Source organism: Tychonema sp. LEGE 07196, from assembly GCF_963890365.1.
Taxonomy (GTDB): Bacteria; Cyanobacteriota; Cyanobacteriia; order Cyanobacteriales; family Microcoleaceae; genus Microcoleus.
In genome coordinates this window covers 1-15555 of the sequence record NZ_CAWPRX010000197.1, presented here as the reverse complement: position 1 = coordinate 15555, position 15555 = coordinate 1, and the positions used below count along the sequence as shown (strand labels likewise).

Sequence of the window (15555 nt, the reverse complement as noted above, 5' to 3'; positions counted from 1 at the left end):
CTATAAGATTTGGATTCAGTAAAACCAGTGCTGGCTATAGCTTTAAGGAGAATGATCGACCCGGTTTTTCTGCCTGCGATGCAGCGCACATTACACCAGTATGACACCGAAAAATATCTTTCTGGAATCATTTAAAATTGCAGCAACAATTAGCAGTCGGCAATTAGATATTACTTCGACAATTCGACGTTGAGTTCGTTCACTACACGGCGTTTCAGCGGGAGGGATTTTTCTCGGGGCAGCAAGTCGAATACTTTCCGAAAGGCATCGTCTACTTGTTCAAACGGTATTTGTCCTTTCTCGTTAAAAACTACTTTTCCAGATTGGTCTAAAATGACGGTTTGAGGTACAAAACCTTCGTAATAATGACCGGGTTCGGTGAGTTCTGGTGACGGTTCTGGAGGCAAAGAGTCAATGATTACCGGGATAAAATCGGCTTCGCGGCCGTAAAATTCCTGGAGTTGAGAAACGACGATCGCGTATTGCTTGCTGTCGCTGCTGTCGTCTGTGTAAAACACTAACAGTGCGGGTTTCTTGCGTTTGAAAGAATCTGTAAGCTTGACTTTAGGAGGAACTAGGGAACCGTTGCCGGCGTAGAGAGCAAAAATTGTACCGTCGAAGCGATCGTCCGTGAGACTTGCTCCCGCTGGCGGTGTGCCGGCGAACAGTATCAAGTTAAAGGCGATCGCCACTGTTAAAATACTGGCTGACAAGATTCGCCGCAGCAAGCGGATGCCAGAATCAGCATTAACAGTTAATTTTTTGGATGCAGAAAATATCATAGGTTGTTGGCAGTTGCTGTAAGCTGGCTTCATCAAAAACAAAAACTTTTTTAAGTTTATCAGCAAATGTATGCAAATGTTCCTGAGTAGGTTAAAGTAGTTTGGAATAGACTATGATAATTTGCTTGTTGTTGCGATCGACCGCCAGGATCTCAATTAATGCAAAAAGTATGTTGTTATAGTACCATCCCCCCGATCGAGTATCGTATATTCTCCCTAGGGGGCGACAAAACAACAAATTCAAAACTGAGATGCTACCCTACAGACAAGGCGATTCAACTGAGAAAATATCGCTATTTGGGCTTTTCAGCGGAGGGCTGGAAGTTTCCGCACCACAAGAAAAATTATTTGTTGTGGGCTTGAATTGTAGCTTCTGAAAATAGTACAAAATGTCCAATTCAACTGATAACTAGAAACAGACAACTAATGATAGCTTTGCTTGACGCATTCCTCGCCCAAACGCCCGCTGCTGATGTTGGCGGGCCCGCTCCACTCAATTTGGTGCAGACGATTGTTTTAGGAATTGTACAGGGATTAACGGAGTTTTTACCAATTAGTAGCAGCGCTCATTTGAAGGTAGTGCCGATCGCCCTGGGATGGGGCGATCCGGGGGTTGTTTATACTGCTGTGATTCAGTTAGGCAGCATTGTCGCCGTACTTTGGTATTTCTGGAAAGACTTGACAAATATAACTTTTGGTGCATTCAACGCTGCGGTGCGGCGCGACTACAAAGCGCAAGAGTTTAAAATGGCATTGGGGATTGCTTTGGGAACAATACCCATAGTCTTTTTTGGGCTGCTAATCAAGATATTGGTTCCAGATTTTGACAAGTCGCCGCTGAGGAGTTTGGCTAGCATCGCCATTGCTTCGATTTTCATGTCGCTGCTGTTAGCAATAGCCGAAAAAATTGGCAAGCGCGATCGCACTTATGAAAAATTAACCGTCCAAGACGGGATTTTCATGGGATTAGGTCAAGCAATGGCATTGATTCCGGGGTGTTCGCGATCGGGTTCCACCCTAACAGCAGGATTGTTTATGGGATTGGAAAGGGCCGCCGCCGCGCGGTTTTCTTTTTTATTAGGAATTCCCGCAATTACCCTGGCTGGATTAGTGGAATTGAAGGGTGCTTTGAGTTCAGGAATCGACAGTGCTGGACTTGTCGCTTTGATAGTGGGAACGATTTCGGCCTTTGTGTTTTCCTATTTGTCTATCGCGTGGTTGATGAAGTTCCTACAAACCCAGAATACGTGGGTGTTTGTGTGGTATCGGCTGGCCTTTGGCGTGGCTATCTTGACCGCGATCGCAGGTGGAGCATTGAGAAATAGTTAATAGATGAAATAAGCTTAGCAGGAGCGAATTTAGCCGCTCCTGCCCTACAATATAGCAGCAAACAAGGACAGAATTAAACTATGAGCGCACATCAAAAATCCATCATCGACCAATTCACCCGTCAGGCTGTGCCATTCTCCAACTTGTACGGCCATACAAATCAAGAATCTCTAGATTTATTGATGAAAATGGCCAACGTATCTGACAAGGATACAGTTCTAGATGTTGCTTGCGGCCCCGGTATTGTTGCTTGTGCTTTTGCGGCAGTTTCCCATCACGTTACTGGCATCGATTTAACACCAGCAATGCTAGAACAAGCCCAGATTTTGACCGAGCAAAAAAACTTGACTAATCTCTCGTGGTTGCAAGGCGACATTGAGACGCTACCGTTTCCCGATGATAGTTTTTCCATTGTGCTGAGTCGCTACGCTTTCCATCATTTTTTGCGGCCGGATGTTGTAATGTCGGAGATGGTTCGGGTGTGTCGCCCTGGCGATCGCATTTTGATTGCTGACGTAGTAATGCCGCCGGAAAAAGTTGATGCTTACAACTATATTGAAAAACTGCGCGATCCATCTCACACTCGCGCTTTGACTCTGGAAGAGTTGCCGAAATTAGTCGCTGATGCCAACCTTCACAATGTGAAATTGGCATTTTACAAAGTAGAATTAGAACTAGAACAGCAGTTAGCGGCTTCTTTTCCAAACCCAGGCGATGGCGATAAGCTGCGACAAATTTTTAGAGATGATATTGGTGTTGACAGTCTGGGAATTGGCGCACATTTGCGAGGGGATGCAATTCATTATGCAATTCCCATCGCTGTGATTGTGGGGGAAAAAGCAAAGTGATAGTTAACAAGTAAAGGGAGCATCTCAGTTTGGCAAAAAGATTTTTATTGTAGTGAGAGCGTCCCCGCTCGCGAGTGGTACAATATGCGAGCGGGGACGATCGCACTATAAATGCCAAACTGAGATGCTCCTACTGGTGGCAAAAATCAATTAAAATTAAATAATTTCTCCTACACCAAGCAGCACAATTCTATTTTCGCCGAGGCTAAGCGATGTCTACCGAAAAATTAGTTAACTGGCTCGAATCGAACACCGAATTAGGCATATTATCCCGCGAGATTTTACAGGCGATCGCGCTGGAAATGGAAATGGCAACTTTTCCCACGGGATTTCGAGTGGTAATCGAAGATACGCCCGTCACCAATCTCTACATCCTAGAAAGCGGACAAGCCGATCGCTACCGGCGCAAACAGCCCGGTTTAATGTGGGGGAGTAGTTTGTTACCGGGGGCGATCGTCAATTTATCCGCCCTCCAGCGATCGCAACCGGCAGATAGTCGAATTATTGCCCGTACAGAATGTCAATTTTGGGTAATTAGTGCCTCGCGCTGGCGCAGTTTGCTAGAAAGATATCCACGCATCACCGAAGCCTACGCTCAACGCTTGGCCGCGAAATTAGAGCAGCTAGAATCAGAAATCGCCTACGAAAGAGAGCGTCAAAACGCCCTCCGCAGCTATCTAGTACCAAGGGCGAAACGCGGAGTAATTGGAAATAGCCGTTATGCAGTGAAATTGCGCCAACAAATTCGCACAGCATCGAGTGACAATCGATCGGTATTAATCTCAGGCGAACCTGGTTTAGAAAAAGATAATTTAGCAGCTTTAATTCATTTCGGTTCCCACCGCCGCAACGAGCCAGTTATTCAGATAAAAAGTGCCTTGCTGCAGGCTAATGGAGCAGAATTATTCGGGCGTTTGGGCGGCAAACCTGGATTGTTGGAATGGTTGGGCGAAGGAACGTTAATTTTCAATGACGTGCAAGAATTACCAGATCAATTATGCCCCCAAATTCAGCAACTATTAACCGAAGGAACCTATACATTAGTAGTCAAAGAAGGACAAATACCACCGCCACCGCGTTCTACTAATGTCCGCATAATTTTAATCTCAGAAAGTGTGCAGCCCAAGCTAGACAAGCTGACACAACACAAGATTAAAGTCCCATCCTTGCGGGTGCGAAAAACAGATTTAGAAGCACAAGTCAACTATTATCTCAATATCATTGGTCGCAAAAAGAAATTAGTCAAGCCCCAAGTCACACCAGAAGCAATTCGCCGCTTGCAAGCCTACGATTTTCCCGGTAATTTGCAGGAATTGCAGGGCATGGTCGATCGCGCTTTAGTTCAAGCCCAAGGAAGTCAGGTACTAACCGAAGAAGTATTTTGGGCCCAGGCGGCGAAAAAACAAAAATTTCGCCTGAATTTATTAAATATCTATCCTAAATTTAGGCAATTTTTGCGGAGCGACTGGTATCCCGATCGCGTGAATTATTGGTTTACCAGTTGGGTATTTGCATTAGTAGTAATTATCCTATTTGTTGCTCCCCAAGATAGAGAGCATAATTTTGCTCTCAACATTTTCTGGGCCTGGTGGTGGCCGTTAATCTTATTATTATTCCCCATCGTCGGGCGATTGTGGTGTGCCTTTTGCCCCTTTATGATTTATGGAGAAATTGTCCAAAAACTATCGCTGAAAATTTTCCCGCGAACTCTCAATAAATGGCCGCGCCAATTAGCTGAAAAATGGGGTGGTTGGTTTCTATTCGGACTATTTACCCTAATCTTTCTCTGGGAAGAGTTGTGGAATTTAGAAAATACCGCCTATTTATCCAGTTGTTTGTTATTGCTAATTACGGCGGGCGCGGTAATTTTCTCGCTAATTTTTGAAAGGCGGCTTTGGTGTCGGTATTTATGCCCGATCGGAGGGATGAATGGATTATTTGCTAAACTTTCAATCATCGAACTGCGCGCCCAACAAGGAACCTGCGCGGCGGAATGCACCACCTACCAATGCTATAAAGGCGGCCCGGGCTTGGGGGAAGGATTAACCACTAATGGATGTCCAATTTATTCCCATCCCGCCCAATTAACTGATAATAAAGATTGCGTTTTGTGCATGACTTGCTTAAAAGCTTGTCCCCACCGATCGGTAGAATTAAATGTGCGCCCTCCGGGAATCGAATTATGGACAACCCATGTTCCTCACAGTTATGAAGTTGCCTTGTTATTTCTATTATTAGGCGGTATCTATCTCCATCGCTTACCGGAAATCGATAGTTTATTGGGGTTGGGTATCAATTTAGAGCAATTTTTACCTCACTTAGGAATGTCGCTCGCGGTATTAATTATTCCGCCGCTGATTCCGTTAGTAGCTTATGCCGTCATGCAGGCAATTTACAGATTGGGACAAGCAAAAACTATTCCATTTACAACCTATAAACCTCTCTCATTTGTCTTTCTTGCCTACGGATATCTACCCCTAGTCTGGGGCGGTAGTTTGGCTCACTATTGGCGATTGGGTTTGCAGGAAGGCGGGCGATTGATTCCGGTAACTTTTGCCACTTTCGGACAAATTAGAGATGATTTGCCTAGTTTTGTAGGAGATCCAGCGGTGATTAGCTTTTTGCAAGGTTTTACTTTGATTGTCTCATTGTTGGTGACGATATTTGTGACTCAAAAAATTGCTAAGCGATCGATTAAATCTTTGATTCCTCAGCATTTAGCGAGTTTGTGCCTGATGGTGAGTTTGTGGTATGCGATCGTTGGTAACTAATGTAAAATAAAACCACGAGGATTTACTATGACTTCACAACTTCAACAAGCGATCGATCTTACTCAGTCACTGTCATTGACTGAACAGCTTGAACTACTTAAAACACTATCCGCTATTATTCAACGCACCCATTCTCTGGAAACTCAAGCTACGACAACAGAGGAAGATACAGATTTTTTACGCCTCAGCTTTCGCCAATCTTGGCAGCAAGCCATGACTGGACAAACATTACCCCTTTCTCAACTGTGGGAGGGAATCGACGTTGACTAATTGGCTTCTCGTTGAAATTCGTTTCACACCTTAATTTCAGCGAAAACTGAAAAGCCTCGCAAAGAAATACCGCCAATTTCCAACAGATATTCAACCTGTGCTTGAACAATTACAACAGCGACTATCAACCAATTATTCGCATATCAATAGAGTGACTATCAAAAAAATATAAAGTCTGACAAATCACTGCCCCGGATGCTGCGATAAAAAATTGACAAACAACGGCAAATGTGATAATGATATTGAGATATTCAAATATATAGTTATGGACGCACTCAAAATAAAGAAACCGGGTTTTTAACCGAGATAGAGGCTCTCAAGCAAATATTTGGGTAAAAACCCGGTTGCGACGCACCCGTGCGTAAGTCCTAACAAAAATATGTCAAAAATAATTTATTAAATCTAAAAAATCATCGCGAACTTATGAGCGAATCCTCAACCAAACCAGCCCGAATTACCAAAGTTATCCCCGACAGCATCGCAGCAGAAATGGGATTTGATGCCGGAGATTCCATCGTCGCCGTCAACGGCCAAAAACCCCGCGACTTGATTGACTATCAATTTCTGTGCGCCGACGAATTTCTGGAACTAGAAGTTTTAGATGCCAAAGGCAAAACTCACAAATTAGAAATAGAAAAAGAGTATGACGAAGACTTGGGCGTGGAATTTGAAACAGCCTTATTCGACGGACTAATTCAGTGTAACAATCGCTGCCCTTTTTGCTTTATCGACCAGCAGCCCCCGGGAAAGCGCGAAACTCTTTATTTCAAAGATGATGACTACCGCCTCAGTTTTCTTTACGGCAGCTATCTGACTCTCACCAATCTGACTGAAAAAGAGTGGAACCGAATCGAACAAATGCGGCTTTCTCCTCTCTATGTTTCGGTGCACGCTACTGAACCGGACGTGCGAATTCGGTTGCTGAAAAATTTCAGGGCGGGGAAAATTTTAGAGCAAATTAAATGGTTTCAAGAGCGCCGCTTGCAAATTCACGCTCAAGTTGTGGTTTGTCCGGGAATTAATGATGGCGAACATTTGGAACGCACTTTGTTGGATTTGGCAAAGTTTCATACCGGAAATATTCCCGCTGTGGCATCGGTGGCGGTGGTGCCGGTGGGTTTAACTCGGTTTCGCCCTGCGGAAGATGAATTAATTGCAGTAACTGCGGAAAAAGCGCGGGAAGTTATCGCGCAAGTGCATCAAATTCAAGGGGTTTTGAGTCAGGGTAAAGCCGATAAGAAAAGGAAAAAAAATCATCGGAAATTCACCCCCCCCAGCCCCCCCTTGGTAAGGGGGGGAGAAGATGGGAATTCTCCCGATGTTCGGGGGGGAAATTCAAAATCGCGGTGTATTTGGCTGGCTGATGAATGGTTTTTAATCGCGGGTTTGGATTTGCCGTCGGCTGCTGATTATGAAGATTATCCCCAAATTGGTAACGGTGTGGGTTCTATCCGCCAGTTTATTGGGCAGTTTGAAGCGGCTTTTGCTAAGCTGCAACCGCTGCCGGTTATTCCGCGGCGGGAGTTGGTTTGGGTGGTGGGGAATGCTGTTGAAAAGGCTTTTGGGCCGATCGTACAACAACTAAACCAAATTCCCGGCTTGTCGGTCAAGATGGCCGCACTCTCCAGCCGCTACTGGGGACAAACTATCACCGTCACGGGTTTGCTCACCGGGCAAGATTTGCTGGAGGCTTTGCAGGGGCGAGACTTGGGAGATGGCATCCTGCTGCCTTCGGTTATGCTAAAACAGGGTGAACCTCGTTTTCTCGACGACATGACCGTAGAACAGCTAGCTAGCTCGCTGAAAACCCGGATTTTGCCGGTGAGCGGAGTAGAGGAACTAATCTCAGGGGCGATCGGTCTGGCAACTGCTGAAGTTCAATTCTAAATTTTGAATCAAGCATTCAAAAGTTTAAGATGAGTAGGTAATTGTGACTTGTAAATGTTTAGTCCAGGCTACAGACTGGAAAATTGAGAACTCAATCTTGCTCTAAAATTGTCTCTAGAATTGCAGTAATTAAAAAATTATGCGTGTTTTTCGTCAAATCGTCGTGGTCGGAGTGGGCGCTGCAATTACTTTCAGCAACGCCGCACAAACTGCTTCGGCCCAGCCCCCGGCTCAATCTCTCGACAGCTCTGCCAGCTTAAATCAGCTCGAATTAGGCCAGAATATTCGATCGACCTCAAACACAGCGTCAGAACCAGCATCAGAACCCGAAGAGTCGATCGCCCTTAACCCCCCAACATCCGAGGCGGCTCCGCAAGGGGAAGCAAATATCGCAGCAACTGAGCCAACCAAGCCCGAGCAAGCATCAAAGCCCCAACAGGCGGCTCCGGCTTCCCCTGCAACTCAGCCTGCACAGAAGGCCCAGTCTGGAACGCCCGCAAATACAGTCTCTCAGCAGCCAATTCCGAGCGGCCCAAACAGTGTTCCGGCGCCCAATTTGCCAGCACTAACTCCCCGCGGCACTCCCATCGAAAGTTTCCCCCCAGTCACCCCGAAGGGCATTTTAGAAACCAACCCTCCGGCTTCCCTAGAGCCCAACCCGAATCCGCTGCTGTTTCCGACAAAGCCCGAGGATGTCAGGATCGAGCAAACAGAGTCAATTACCTTGCAGCAGGCTATAGACATCGCCCGCCGCAACAGTCAAACTTTGCAAATCGCCGAGAAACAACTCGAACAAAGTCGATCGGCCGTGCGCGAACAACAAGCTGCTTTATTTCCAGACTTGACTTTTCAAATGAACGCGAGCCGCCAAGTCAGCGCCAGCGGACAGATTGGGGTGCAGTCCCGGCTGCGCCGCAATGAGACTTTGCCGGCCAACCGACAACTGCCGGCAAATTCTTCCGAGTTCCAAAATTTCGGCAGCACCAGTCTCAACAACAGTTTGCAGTTGAGCTACGACCTCGACATTTTCGGCCGCCGCAATGCTAACATCCGCGCGGCTAGGGAACAGTTGCGCTTTCGGGAACTGGATTTGGAGCGCCAAGCCGAGCAACTCCGCTTCGACACTGCTGAGGCTTACTACAATTTGCAAAACTCCGACGGACAAGTTGCTATCCGCCAAGCTTCTGTGAGAAATGCCCAGCAAAGTTTGCGGGATGCTGAAGCTTTGGAACGGGCCGGGGTGGGAACGAGGTTTGCGGTGTTGCAAGCTCAGGCAAATTTGGCTAACGAACAGCAGCAACTCTCAGTGGCCCGCCGCGACCAGCGAGTGGCCCAGCGCCGGCTGGCTGAGCTTTTGAATATCAGCCAGTCGGCAAACTTGACGGCGGCTGACCCGGTGGAGCAAGCTGGCTCTTGGCGGCTGTCTTTGGAAGAGAGTATCGTGCAGGCTATTAAGAATCGCCCCGAGTTGGAACAGCAGTTGGTACAGAGAGATATCAGCAAGCAGCAAAGGCGATCGATTCGGGCGGGGGGACTGCCTCAAGTCAGTGTCAGCGGTTCCTACAACTTCCAGGGAGTAACTTCTGACAATCCAGACCCGTTTTCAACTCGCGGCTGGGCGAGCGGCTATGCGCTGCAAGCGAATTTGACTTGGAATATCTTTGATGGGGGTGCGGTGAGGTCGAGGATCAAACAGCGGGATGCTGATATTGCGATCGCCGAAAGTCGATTTGACCAACTCCGCAACCAAGTGCGCCGGGAAGTGGAACAAGCCTATTTTGGCTTGGAGTCGAGTTTTGAGAACATCGAAACTTCTGAGGCGGGGGTTTTGCAGGCGAGAGAAGCCCTGCGTTTGGCCAGACTGCGGTTTCAAGCTGGCGTGGGTACTCAGACGGATGTGATTCAGGCGGAAACTGATTTGACTAGGGCTGAGAGAAACCGATTGTCGGCAATTGTCACCTACAACCTGGGGCTTTCGTCTCTCCAGCGGGCTGTGAGCAATCTTCCCAGTAATAACCTCTCGGATGCTCCTTGATAGGAGTTTGCCCCAAAAAATGCCACTGTAGGTTAACTCCAAACCCATATCCGATCGGTCATTCCCAGTTTTCAAATCTCAAATCTCAAATGCTATGAGATTGGGTTGGGTTGGCTTGGCTTGGGTTGGGGCGATCGACTTTTAATCCCAAAGGATGAGACATCGGGTATGAAACGTTCGACACATTAGTTAATATTTGGTTAGAGAGCTCCATGTCAACTGCGTTAAGGAATCGGTAATGGCCAATATCAAGTTTGTGAAGGAAAATCAGGAAGTCATCGCAGCAGATGGAGCCAATTTGAGGCTCAAAGCTCTAGAAAACCGCATCGACTTGTACACGTTTTCGGGCAAGATGATGAATTGCGGGGGCTACGGTCAATGCGGCACCTGCATTGTGGAAATTGTCGAGGGAAGTGAAAACCTCTCGCCCCGCACTGATTTTGAGAACCGCAAGCTCAAGAAAAAGCCCGAAAACTATCGGTTGGCTTGTCAAACTACGGTCAACGGCGCGGTGAGCGTGAAGACTAAGCCGTAGCTAGGGTTTGCGAAGTTCTAGGGAAGAGGGAAGAAGGAAGGAGGAAGAAGGAAGAGGGAAGAGGGAAGAGAGAAGAAGGTGTAGACTTCTGGGGTTCTGGGGTTCTGGGGTTCTCCGAGGCTCCCAGGCTCCTTCTGTCTTCGAGTTTTCCTTTGGCCTTTGAGTGGTATCCTAGTAGTGTGTGTTTTCCTATTTTTTGATAGAGGCGGGGATCTTCATGGAAGTTAATGATTTAGGTTTTGTGGCAACCATTCTGTTTGTATTGGTTCCCAGCGTTTTTCTCATCATTCTGTACATTCAAACGGCTAGCCGTCAAGGTAGAAAAGAATAGCAATTGCTGCTATTTTTGTCTGAAAAAGCTAGTTGTAAAAAAAGCGCCAACAGTTTTTTTCTGGGGCGCTTTTTTTGTGAACTTTTTGGGAACGAAAATTTAATTATATCAATTCCGGTTGCACTCCTCATGATGTTATACCAATTTTAAAAAAGAATGCAACAGTGTTCTTGTCCCCCCCTTTACAAGGGGGGGCTAGGGGGGGTCGAAGAGTGTTGCACGATTTTAGAAAAATGGTATTAACTGTTGACTGTTGACTGTTGACTGTTGACTGTTGACTGTTGACTGTGAATCGAACAACTGAAAATTGCACCGAGATAGGTGGTGACTTGTAAAAATCATTCATGAATTTCTCTCTAAGTTATCACCTGACGATGCAGCCGGAAACGATATTACTTAGGAATGCAATTTAATAATTGCTCGTTACCAGACTTTTGTCGGTGACAAGCAAAACAAGCAAATCACTTAAGCGATTTGCTTGCCATTCCTAGGAAGATTTTAGCTACTTTCTTCACAATCTCAAAACTGACGCACGCCGGGAATAAATGGTGCTGAGGTTTTGAGATTGCTCGCGGACGATCGACAATTACTCGCACTCGCCGCACCCCACCGCTGGCGATGAGAGTCTAGCCGACGACTGTGCGGGCTAGCAAGACGGGACAGTTGGCGTAGACTCGCACGTAGTCCGAGAGAGAATTTCCTAGGAGTCGATCGAGATCCAAAAAGTTTTTGGCAACGTTGGGCCGCCGATCCGGGGAACCGATTACTAATAAATCGGCATTCACTTCGTCTGCAATCCGACAAATTTCTTCCCCGGGCTTACCTGTGGCACTCACGCAGCGGTAGCTAACTCCCAGTTGTTTCGCGAGGGCTACTGCAGAAGCTAATACTGGGTCTTTTTCAGCATTTGCTGTTACATCTTCGGTGGATTTTCCAGTCAAATCTTTGGTGACGTGTACTAAAATTATCTGTCCGCCGTTGACTTCTTTGACAAAAGATAGGGCTAGTTCTAAGGATTGTTTGGCGGATTCAGATGGGTCTAGAGCCACCATGACGCGCCGGATTTTTTTGACGTAGATGTCGTCTTTGACTAACAGCATCGGTCTGGATGTTAGCTGGAAAACGTACTGGCTGACTGAGTTTTCCAAAATCGATTGCAGCCGTCCCAATCCCCGAGAACCCATAATCACTAAGTCGGATTGTTCTTCTTCTGCGACTTGGCAAACTGTGGTTTTTGGGTCTCCCTGTTTCAGCCGGGGATTGACTTTGTTGGGATCGATTTTTAAGGACTGGACTGCTTGTGCTAAAATCTTGCCTCCTTCTTCCAACTTTTGGGCCATGCCGTCGGATGTCACTTGGGGCGGCACGACGTGCAATACGGTGACAGAGCTTTGTTGCAAGGAAGGGATGTCCATCAACATATTAAACATCTCTTCGCACAAGCCACGACCGGCTACGGCTACTAAAATTTTTTCTATCATGGTTGTTTTTTGCAGTAAAAACAGTTGAGTTTTCTTGTGCGACTCTCTCACTAGGGTGTTGGTACTCTAGGGGGTCAATGTCAAGCATAGGCCTGAAGTTTGCTTTATGATTTGTAGAAATGTAGCGTTTTGGAACAATTTGTAACGTGTTAGAGAACGATCGAACTCAACCAGAACTCGCACCGACTGGTGCTATTCAAAATCGACCCGGTATGGACTCTGAGGGCTGGTTTGAATATTTGGTGCGAGTCTACCCTCACCATACTGACTATTCGGGTATGGTTTGGCACGGGACTTATCTGGCTTGGATGGAGGAAGCGCGGGTGGAAAGTTTGCGCTCTCTCGGTATTGAGTATGCGGAGTGGGTGGCGCAGGGTTTGGAATTGCCCGTGGTGGAGCTTTCGCTGCGCTACCACCGCTCTGTGCAAATGGGTCAATTGGTGGCTGTCAGAACGCGGGTGGCGGCGAGTGAGGGTGTGCGGCTGCTTTGGGATTACGAAATTCGATCGCCCGATACGCAGGAGTTATACGTGACGGCGCAGGTAACTTTGGTTGGTGTCGATCGGGACAAGGGTAAGATTATCCGCCAATTGCCGCCGGCGCTCAAGGAAGCTTTAACAAAACTTTCTGTTAAACCTTCAACCTAAGCTGCTGTTAACTACCAAAAATATAGTCCTGCACGGGTCGCCAGAAACTGGGTTTTTTGCCAAAAATTTGGTTGTAGCCCTTGATGCCAACAAAAAACCCGGTTTCTTAAGTAAGGAGTGCGTAATTCCTGACCGGGTTTTGGCAGTCTTCTAATTTATACTTTCAGCCTTGGTGGGACTTTTCAATAATGTCAAAAAACTTGGAATTAGCCGAAGAAAATATTGACATACAGCACAATATTTTGGCAAATAATCAGTTAATACCTGCGTCAATAGCAGAAGAAACAACGATTGTTTCTGGAAACCCGGACAATTTAAACAACGGTGAATTAGCTGACGACAGTCAAAGTAAAATTTGGGCGATCGTCTCGCTGTCTGCGGCGCTGCTGGCGGTGTCTCTGGCGGCCATTTTTATTCGGTTGAGCGAACGGGAAATCAGTCCGAATGCTACGGTTTTTAACCGCTTGTGGATAGCAACTGCGGTATTTGGAATTTGGAACGGGGCGGGAGAAGCGCGCCGCCGAATGTCTGGGAATGTAGTTGAAGCGCGATCGAACTACACTCTGAAGGATGTGATGTTATTAACAGCCGTCGGCGTGGTTTCTTCTGCTTCTCTCGGTTTCTGGGCCTGGTCGCTAACTCAAACTAATGTCGCTAATTCTACCGTACTTCGCAACTTAACTCCTTTATTTACTACTTTGGGGGGATGGCTGCTGTTGGGACGGCATTTTGACCGCAGGTTTTTGCTGGGATTAGTAGTGGCTTTGTCAGGCGCAATTGCGATCGGCACTACCGACTTGCAAATCGCGGGAGACAATTTTACCGGGGACATTGCTGCTTTGTTATCCGCAATGTTTTATGCAGCAAATCTGCTGATTGCGGAAGATTTGCGAACCAAGTTCCCGGCGACAACTATATTGATGTGGCGCTGTTTGATTGGTAGCCTCTTGATTTTGCCCTTGGTTTTGCTGGAGGGCGATCGAATTTTCCCTTATTCTTGGGAGGGATGGCTGACTGTAATTGCCTTAGCCGTGATTTGTCAAGCTTTTGGCCAAGGACTTCTCATCCACAGTCTCGGCACTTTGTCATCGGGATTTGTCGCCCTTTTTCTGCTGCTAGAACCAGTAATTACGGCGATTATTGCCTGGATGCTATTTTCCGAAAATTTGAGCTTGTTTAATTGGTTCGCTTTCTCTGTAGTTTTGGCTGGAATATATTTAGCCAAATCGAGCAAATATGCCGATCGCAAATAAAACAAAAAAGGAAAAAAATTAAATGGTAGCAACATCAACCGGTATAAATTCCTGGCATTACGAATTGAGTTTGCTCCCTCAATACTTAGAAAAGCTGTTTGCCAAACTGCGGATTGCTGTGGTGTTCGGCGGCAACTGCGATCGCCAGGGAGCCGTAATTTACAAAACGCACAATCCCCGTTCTTGGAAAAGCTACGAAATCGTCGCCCGCGAGATTGCCAGAGCCTTAACCGAAATTGGCTTTCAACACGTCTTTGTCATCCCTGATGACATGAACTTACCCGCACAACTAAAAGAACAAAAAATCCATTTAGTCTGGCTAAATACGGGCGGAGTGCAGGGCTACAATCCTGTTTGTCACACTCCCGCCTTGTTAGAAATGTTGGGAATGCCCTATGTCGGCCACAATCCTTTAAACAGTTCTACTTTAGACAACAAACACGCTTTTAAACGGGAACTGCAATCAGTCGGAATAAAAACTGCTCCGTTTATGACTTGGCATCCTTCCCAAGGAATTTTTCGGCCTAATTTGCACGAGCGTTTTGCCATAATTTTCGGTGATTATCGTGGGCCTTTTATTGTCAAACCAGTATCCGGCCGGGCTTCGCTGCAGGTTCATTTTATTGACAAAATTGATGGTTTATCTCAGGCTGTTTCAGAAGTTCACCGAGAAACTCACAATACGGCTTTAATTGAAAAATATTTGCCAGGAAGAGAATTTTGTGTAGCGGTTTGTGGTTATGTAACTCATGCTAAAGGCTGTTTTACAAAAAATCCAAAACCCTTTGCCTTTTCCACGGTAGAACGAGTTTTTGAACCGGAGGAACGCATCTTTACTTCTATGGATCAAAAGGCGATTACGGCCGAGCGCGGGCGGTTGATGGGGGACGAAGAACCAGAACTCAAACAAAGGTTAATTGAGTTAGCTTGCAAAATATATTGGGAGTTTAGTTTGAACAGTTTGGTGCGGATTGATGTCAGGAGTGATGCTGAGGGTTCACTTTATGTTTTGGAAGCAAATCCGAAACCTGATTTAAAACATCCAGACGAAAATGTGACAAGTTTGGTTACTTTGGGCTTGGCGGAATACGGGATGAGTTATAACGATTTAATTTTTAGTTTGCTGGCGGATCGGTTGGATTATTTGTTGACTCAACATATCGCGATTATTCCTCATATTGTGGATTTACTTCGCTAATTGAACTTTGACAAAACATCTTGGATGGCGTGCATTGTACGCCATTGCATTCAATTTTATTGCCAATCTACTGTTTGAGGATTATGCCTTCGCTCCCCCGGTGCCCCCGCATCGAAAAGGGGAGCGGAAAATATCAAAGTCAACCCCTACTCCCAGAATATCCGGGGGAGTAGGGGGGTATGGGAGGG

At 46.5% G+C, this 15555-nt stretch carries 13 protein-coding genes; 11 read left to right on the top strand and 2 right to left on the bottom strand.

The window, feature by feature from the left end; translation table 11 throughout:
* Positions 1-170 precede the first annotated feature (170 nt).
* Positions 171-782 carry a thylakoid membrane photosystem I accumulation factor gene (locus tag AACV78_RS23600; RefSeq protein WP_194011043.1) on the bottom strand — a complete coding sequence of 204 codons (612 nt, stop codon included), beginning with the start codon at positions 780-782 and terminating at the stop codon, positions 171-173.
* Between the two features lie 426 nt (positions 783-1208).
* On the opposite strand from AACV78_RS23600, the gene AACV78_RS23595 reads away from it, so the two are divergent.
* The 8 genes from AACV78_RS23595 to psbM all read left to right on the top strand — a co-directional run bounded on the left by AACV78_RS23595 (position 1209) and on the right by psbM (position 10788).
* The gene (locus tag AACV78_RS23595) at positions 1209-2111 is read left to right on the top strand and encodes an undecaprenyl-diphosphate phosphatase (RefSeq protein ID WP_194011044.1); all 903 of its coding nucleotides are present in this window, start codon (positions 1209-1211) and stop codon (positions 2109-2111) included.
* 80 nt (positions 2112-2191) lie between these two features.
* Positions 2192-2959, top strand: a complete 768-nt coding sequence (locus tag AACV78_RS23590) for a class I SAM-dependent methyltransferase (RefSeq protein WP_194011045.1) — start codon at positions 2192-2194, stop codon at positions 2957-2959.
* A 212-nt stretch (positions 2960-3171) separates the two neighbouring features.
* Complete coding sequence (locus AACV78_RS23585) at positions 3172-5730, top strand: AAA-type ATPase lid domain-containing protein (RefSeq protein WP_194011046.1); 2559 nt, start codon at positions 3172-3174, stop codon at positions 5728-5730.
* A gap of 27 nt (positions 5731-5757) precedes the next feature.
* Positions 5758-6000 carry a hypothetical protein gene (locus tag AACV78_RS23580; protein ID WP_194011047.1) on the top strand — a complete coding sequence of 81 codons (243 nt, stop codon included), beginning with the start codon at positions 5758-5760 and terminating at the stop codon, positions 5998-6000.
* Between the two features lie 423 nt (positions 6001-6423).
* Positions 6424-7887 carry a DUF512 domain-containing protein gene (locus AACV78_RS23575; RefSeq protein WP_194074340.1) on the top strand — a complete coding sequence of 488 codons (1464 nt, stop codon included), beginning with the start codon at positions 6424-6426 and terminating at the stop codon, positions 7885-7887.
* A gap of 139 nt (positions 7888-8026) precedes the next feature.
* The gene (locus AACV78_RS23570) at positions 8027-9922 is read left to right on the top strand and encodes a TolC family protein (RefSeq protein ID WP_194012818.1); all 1896 of its coding nucleotides are present in this window, start codon (positions 8027-8029) and stop codon (positions 9920-9922) included.
* Between the two features lie 238 nt (positions 9923-10160).
* Positions 10161-10457 carry a 2Fe-2S iron-sulfur cluster-binding protein gene (locus AACV78_RS23565; protein WP_194012817.1) on the top strand — a complete coding sequence of 99 codons (297 nt, stop codon included), beginning with the start codon at positions 10161-10163 and terminating at the stop codon, positions 10455-10457.
* A 217-nt stretch (positions 10458-10674) separates the two neighbouring features.
* Positions 10675-10788 (top strand): photosystem II reaction center protein PsbM, encoded by a 114-nt coding sequence (gene psbM / locus AACV78_RS23560; protein ID WP_194012816.1) that lies wholly within the window; start codon positions 10675-10677, stop codon positions 10786-10788.
* A gap of 626 nt (positions 10789-11414) precedes the next feature.
* Here the strand turns inward: psbM and AACV78_RS23555 are convergent.
* On the bottom strand, positions 11415-12269 hold the full coding sequence (locus AACV78_RS23555; protein WP_194012815.1) for a universal stress protein: 855 nt from the start codon (positions 12267-12269) through the stop codon (positions 11415-11417).
* A 146-nt stretch (positions 12270-12415) separates the two neighbouring features.
* Between AACV78_RS23555 and AACV78_RS23550 the strand changes: the two genes are divergently transcribed.
* The 3 genes from AACV78_RS23550 to AACV78_RS23540 all read left to right on the top strand — a co-directional run bounded on the left by AACV78_RS23550 (position 12416) and on the right by AACV78_RS23540 (position 15367).
* Positions 12416-12916 (top strand): acyl-CoA thioesterase, encoded by a 501-nt coding sequence (locus tag AACV78_RS23550; RefSeq protein ID WP_194012814.1) that lies wholly within the window; start codon positions 12416-12418, stop codon positions 12914-12916.
* Positions 12917-13104: 188 nt separating this feature from the next.
* Positions 13105-14169 (top strand): DMT family transporter, encoded by a 1065-nt coding sequence (locus AACV78_RS23545; RefSeq protein WP_194012813.1) that lies wholly within the window; start codon positions 13105-13107, stop codon positions 14167-14169.
* A 22-nt stretch (positions 14170-14191) separates the two neighbouring features.
* Positions 14192-15367 (top strand): D-alanine--D-alanine ligase family protein, encoded by a 1176-nt coding sequence (locus tag AACV78_RS23540; protein WP_194012812.1) that lies wholly within the window; start codon positions 14192-14194, stop codon positions 15365-15367.
* The last annotated feature ends 188 nt before the right edge of the window (positions 15368-15555 follow it).

What these genes read in the sequence shown, in the direction of transcription:
- AACV78_RS23600 (WP_194011043.1), bottom strand. Translation starts at nt 782, where the DNA reads ATGATATTTTCTGCATCCAAAAAATTAACTGTTAATGCTGATTCTGGC.
- AACV78_RS23595 (WP_194011044.1), top strand. Translation starts at nt 1,209, where the DNA reads ATGATAGCTTTGCTTGACGCATTCCTCGCCCAAACGCCCGCTGCTGAT.
- AACV78_RS23590 (WP_194011045.1), top strand. Translation starts at nt 2,192, where the DNA reads ATGAGCGCACATCAAAAATCCATCATCGACCAATTCACCCGTCAGGCT.
- AACV78_RS23585 (WP_194011046.1), top strand. Translation starts at nt 3,172, where the DNA reads ATGTCTACCGAAAAATTAGTTAACTGGCTCGAATCGAACACCGAATTA.
- AACV78_RS23580 (WP_194011047.1), top strand. Translation starts at nt 5,758, where the DNA reads ATGACTTCACAACTTCAACAAGCGATCGATCTTACTCAGTCACTGTCA.
- AACV78_RS23575 (WP_194074340.1), top strand. Translation starts at nt 6,424, where the DNA reads ATGAGCGAATCCTCAACCAAACCAGCCCGAATTACCAAAGTTATCCCC.
- AACV78_RS23570 (WP_194012818.1), top strand. Translation starts at nt 8,027, where the DNA reads ATGCGTGTTTTTCGTCAAATCGTCGTGGTCGGAGTGGGCGCTGCAATT.
- AACV78_RS23565 (WP_194012817.1), top strand. Translation starts at nt 10,161, where the DNA reads ATGGCCAATATCAAGTTTGTGAAGGAAAATCAGGAAGTCATCGCAGCA.
- psbM (WP_194012816.1), top strand. Translation starts at nt 10,675, where the DNA reads ATGGAAGTTAATGATTTAGGTTTTGTGGCAACCATTCTGTTTGTATTG.
- AACV78_RS23555 (WP_194012815.1), bottom strand. Translation starts at nt 12,269, where the DNA reads ATGATAGAAAAAATTTTAGTAGCCGTAGCCGGTCGTGGCTTGTGCGAA.
- AACV78_RS23545 (WP_194012813.1), top strand. Translation starts at nt 13,105, where the DNA reads ATGTCAAAAAACTTGGAATTAGCCGAAGAAAATATTGACATACAGCAC.
- AACV78_RS23540 (WP_194012812.1), top strand. Translation starts at nt 14,192, where the DNA reads ATGGTAGCAACATCAACCGGTATAAATTCCTGGCATTACGAATTGAGT.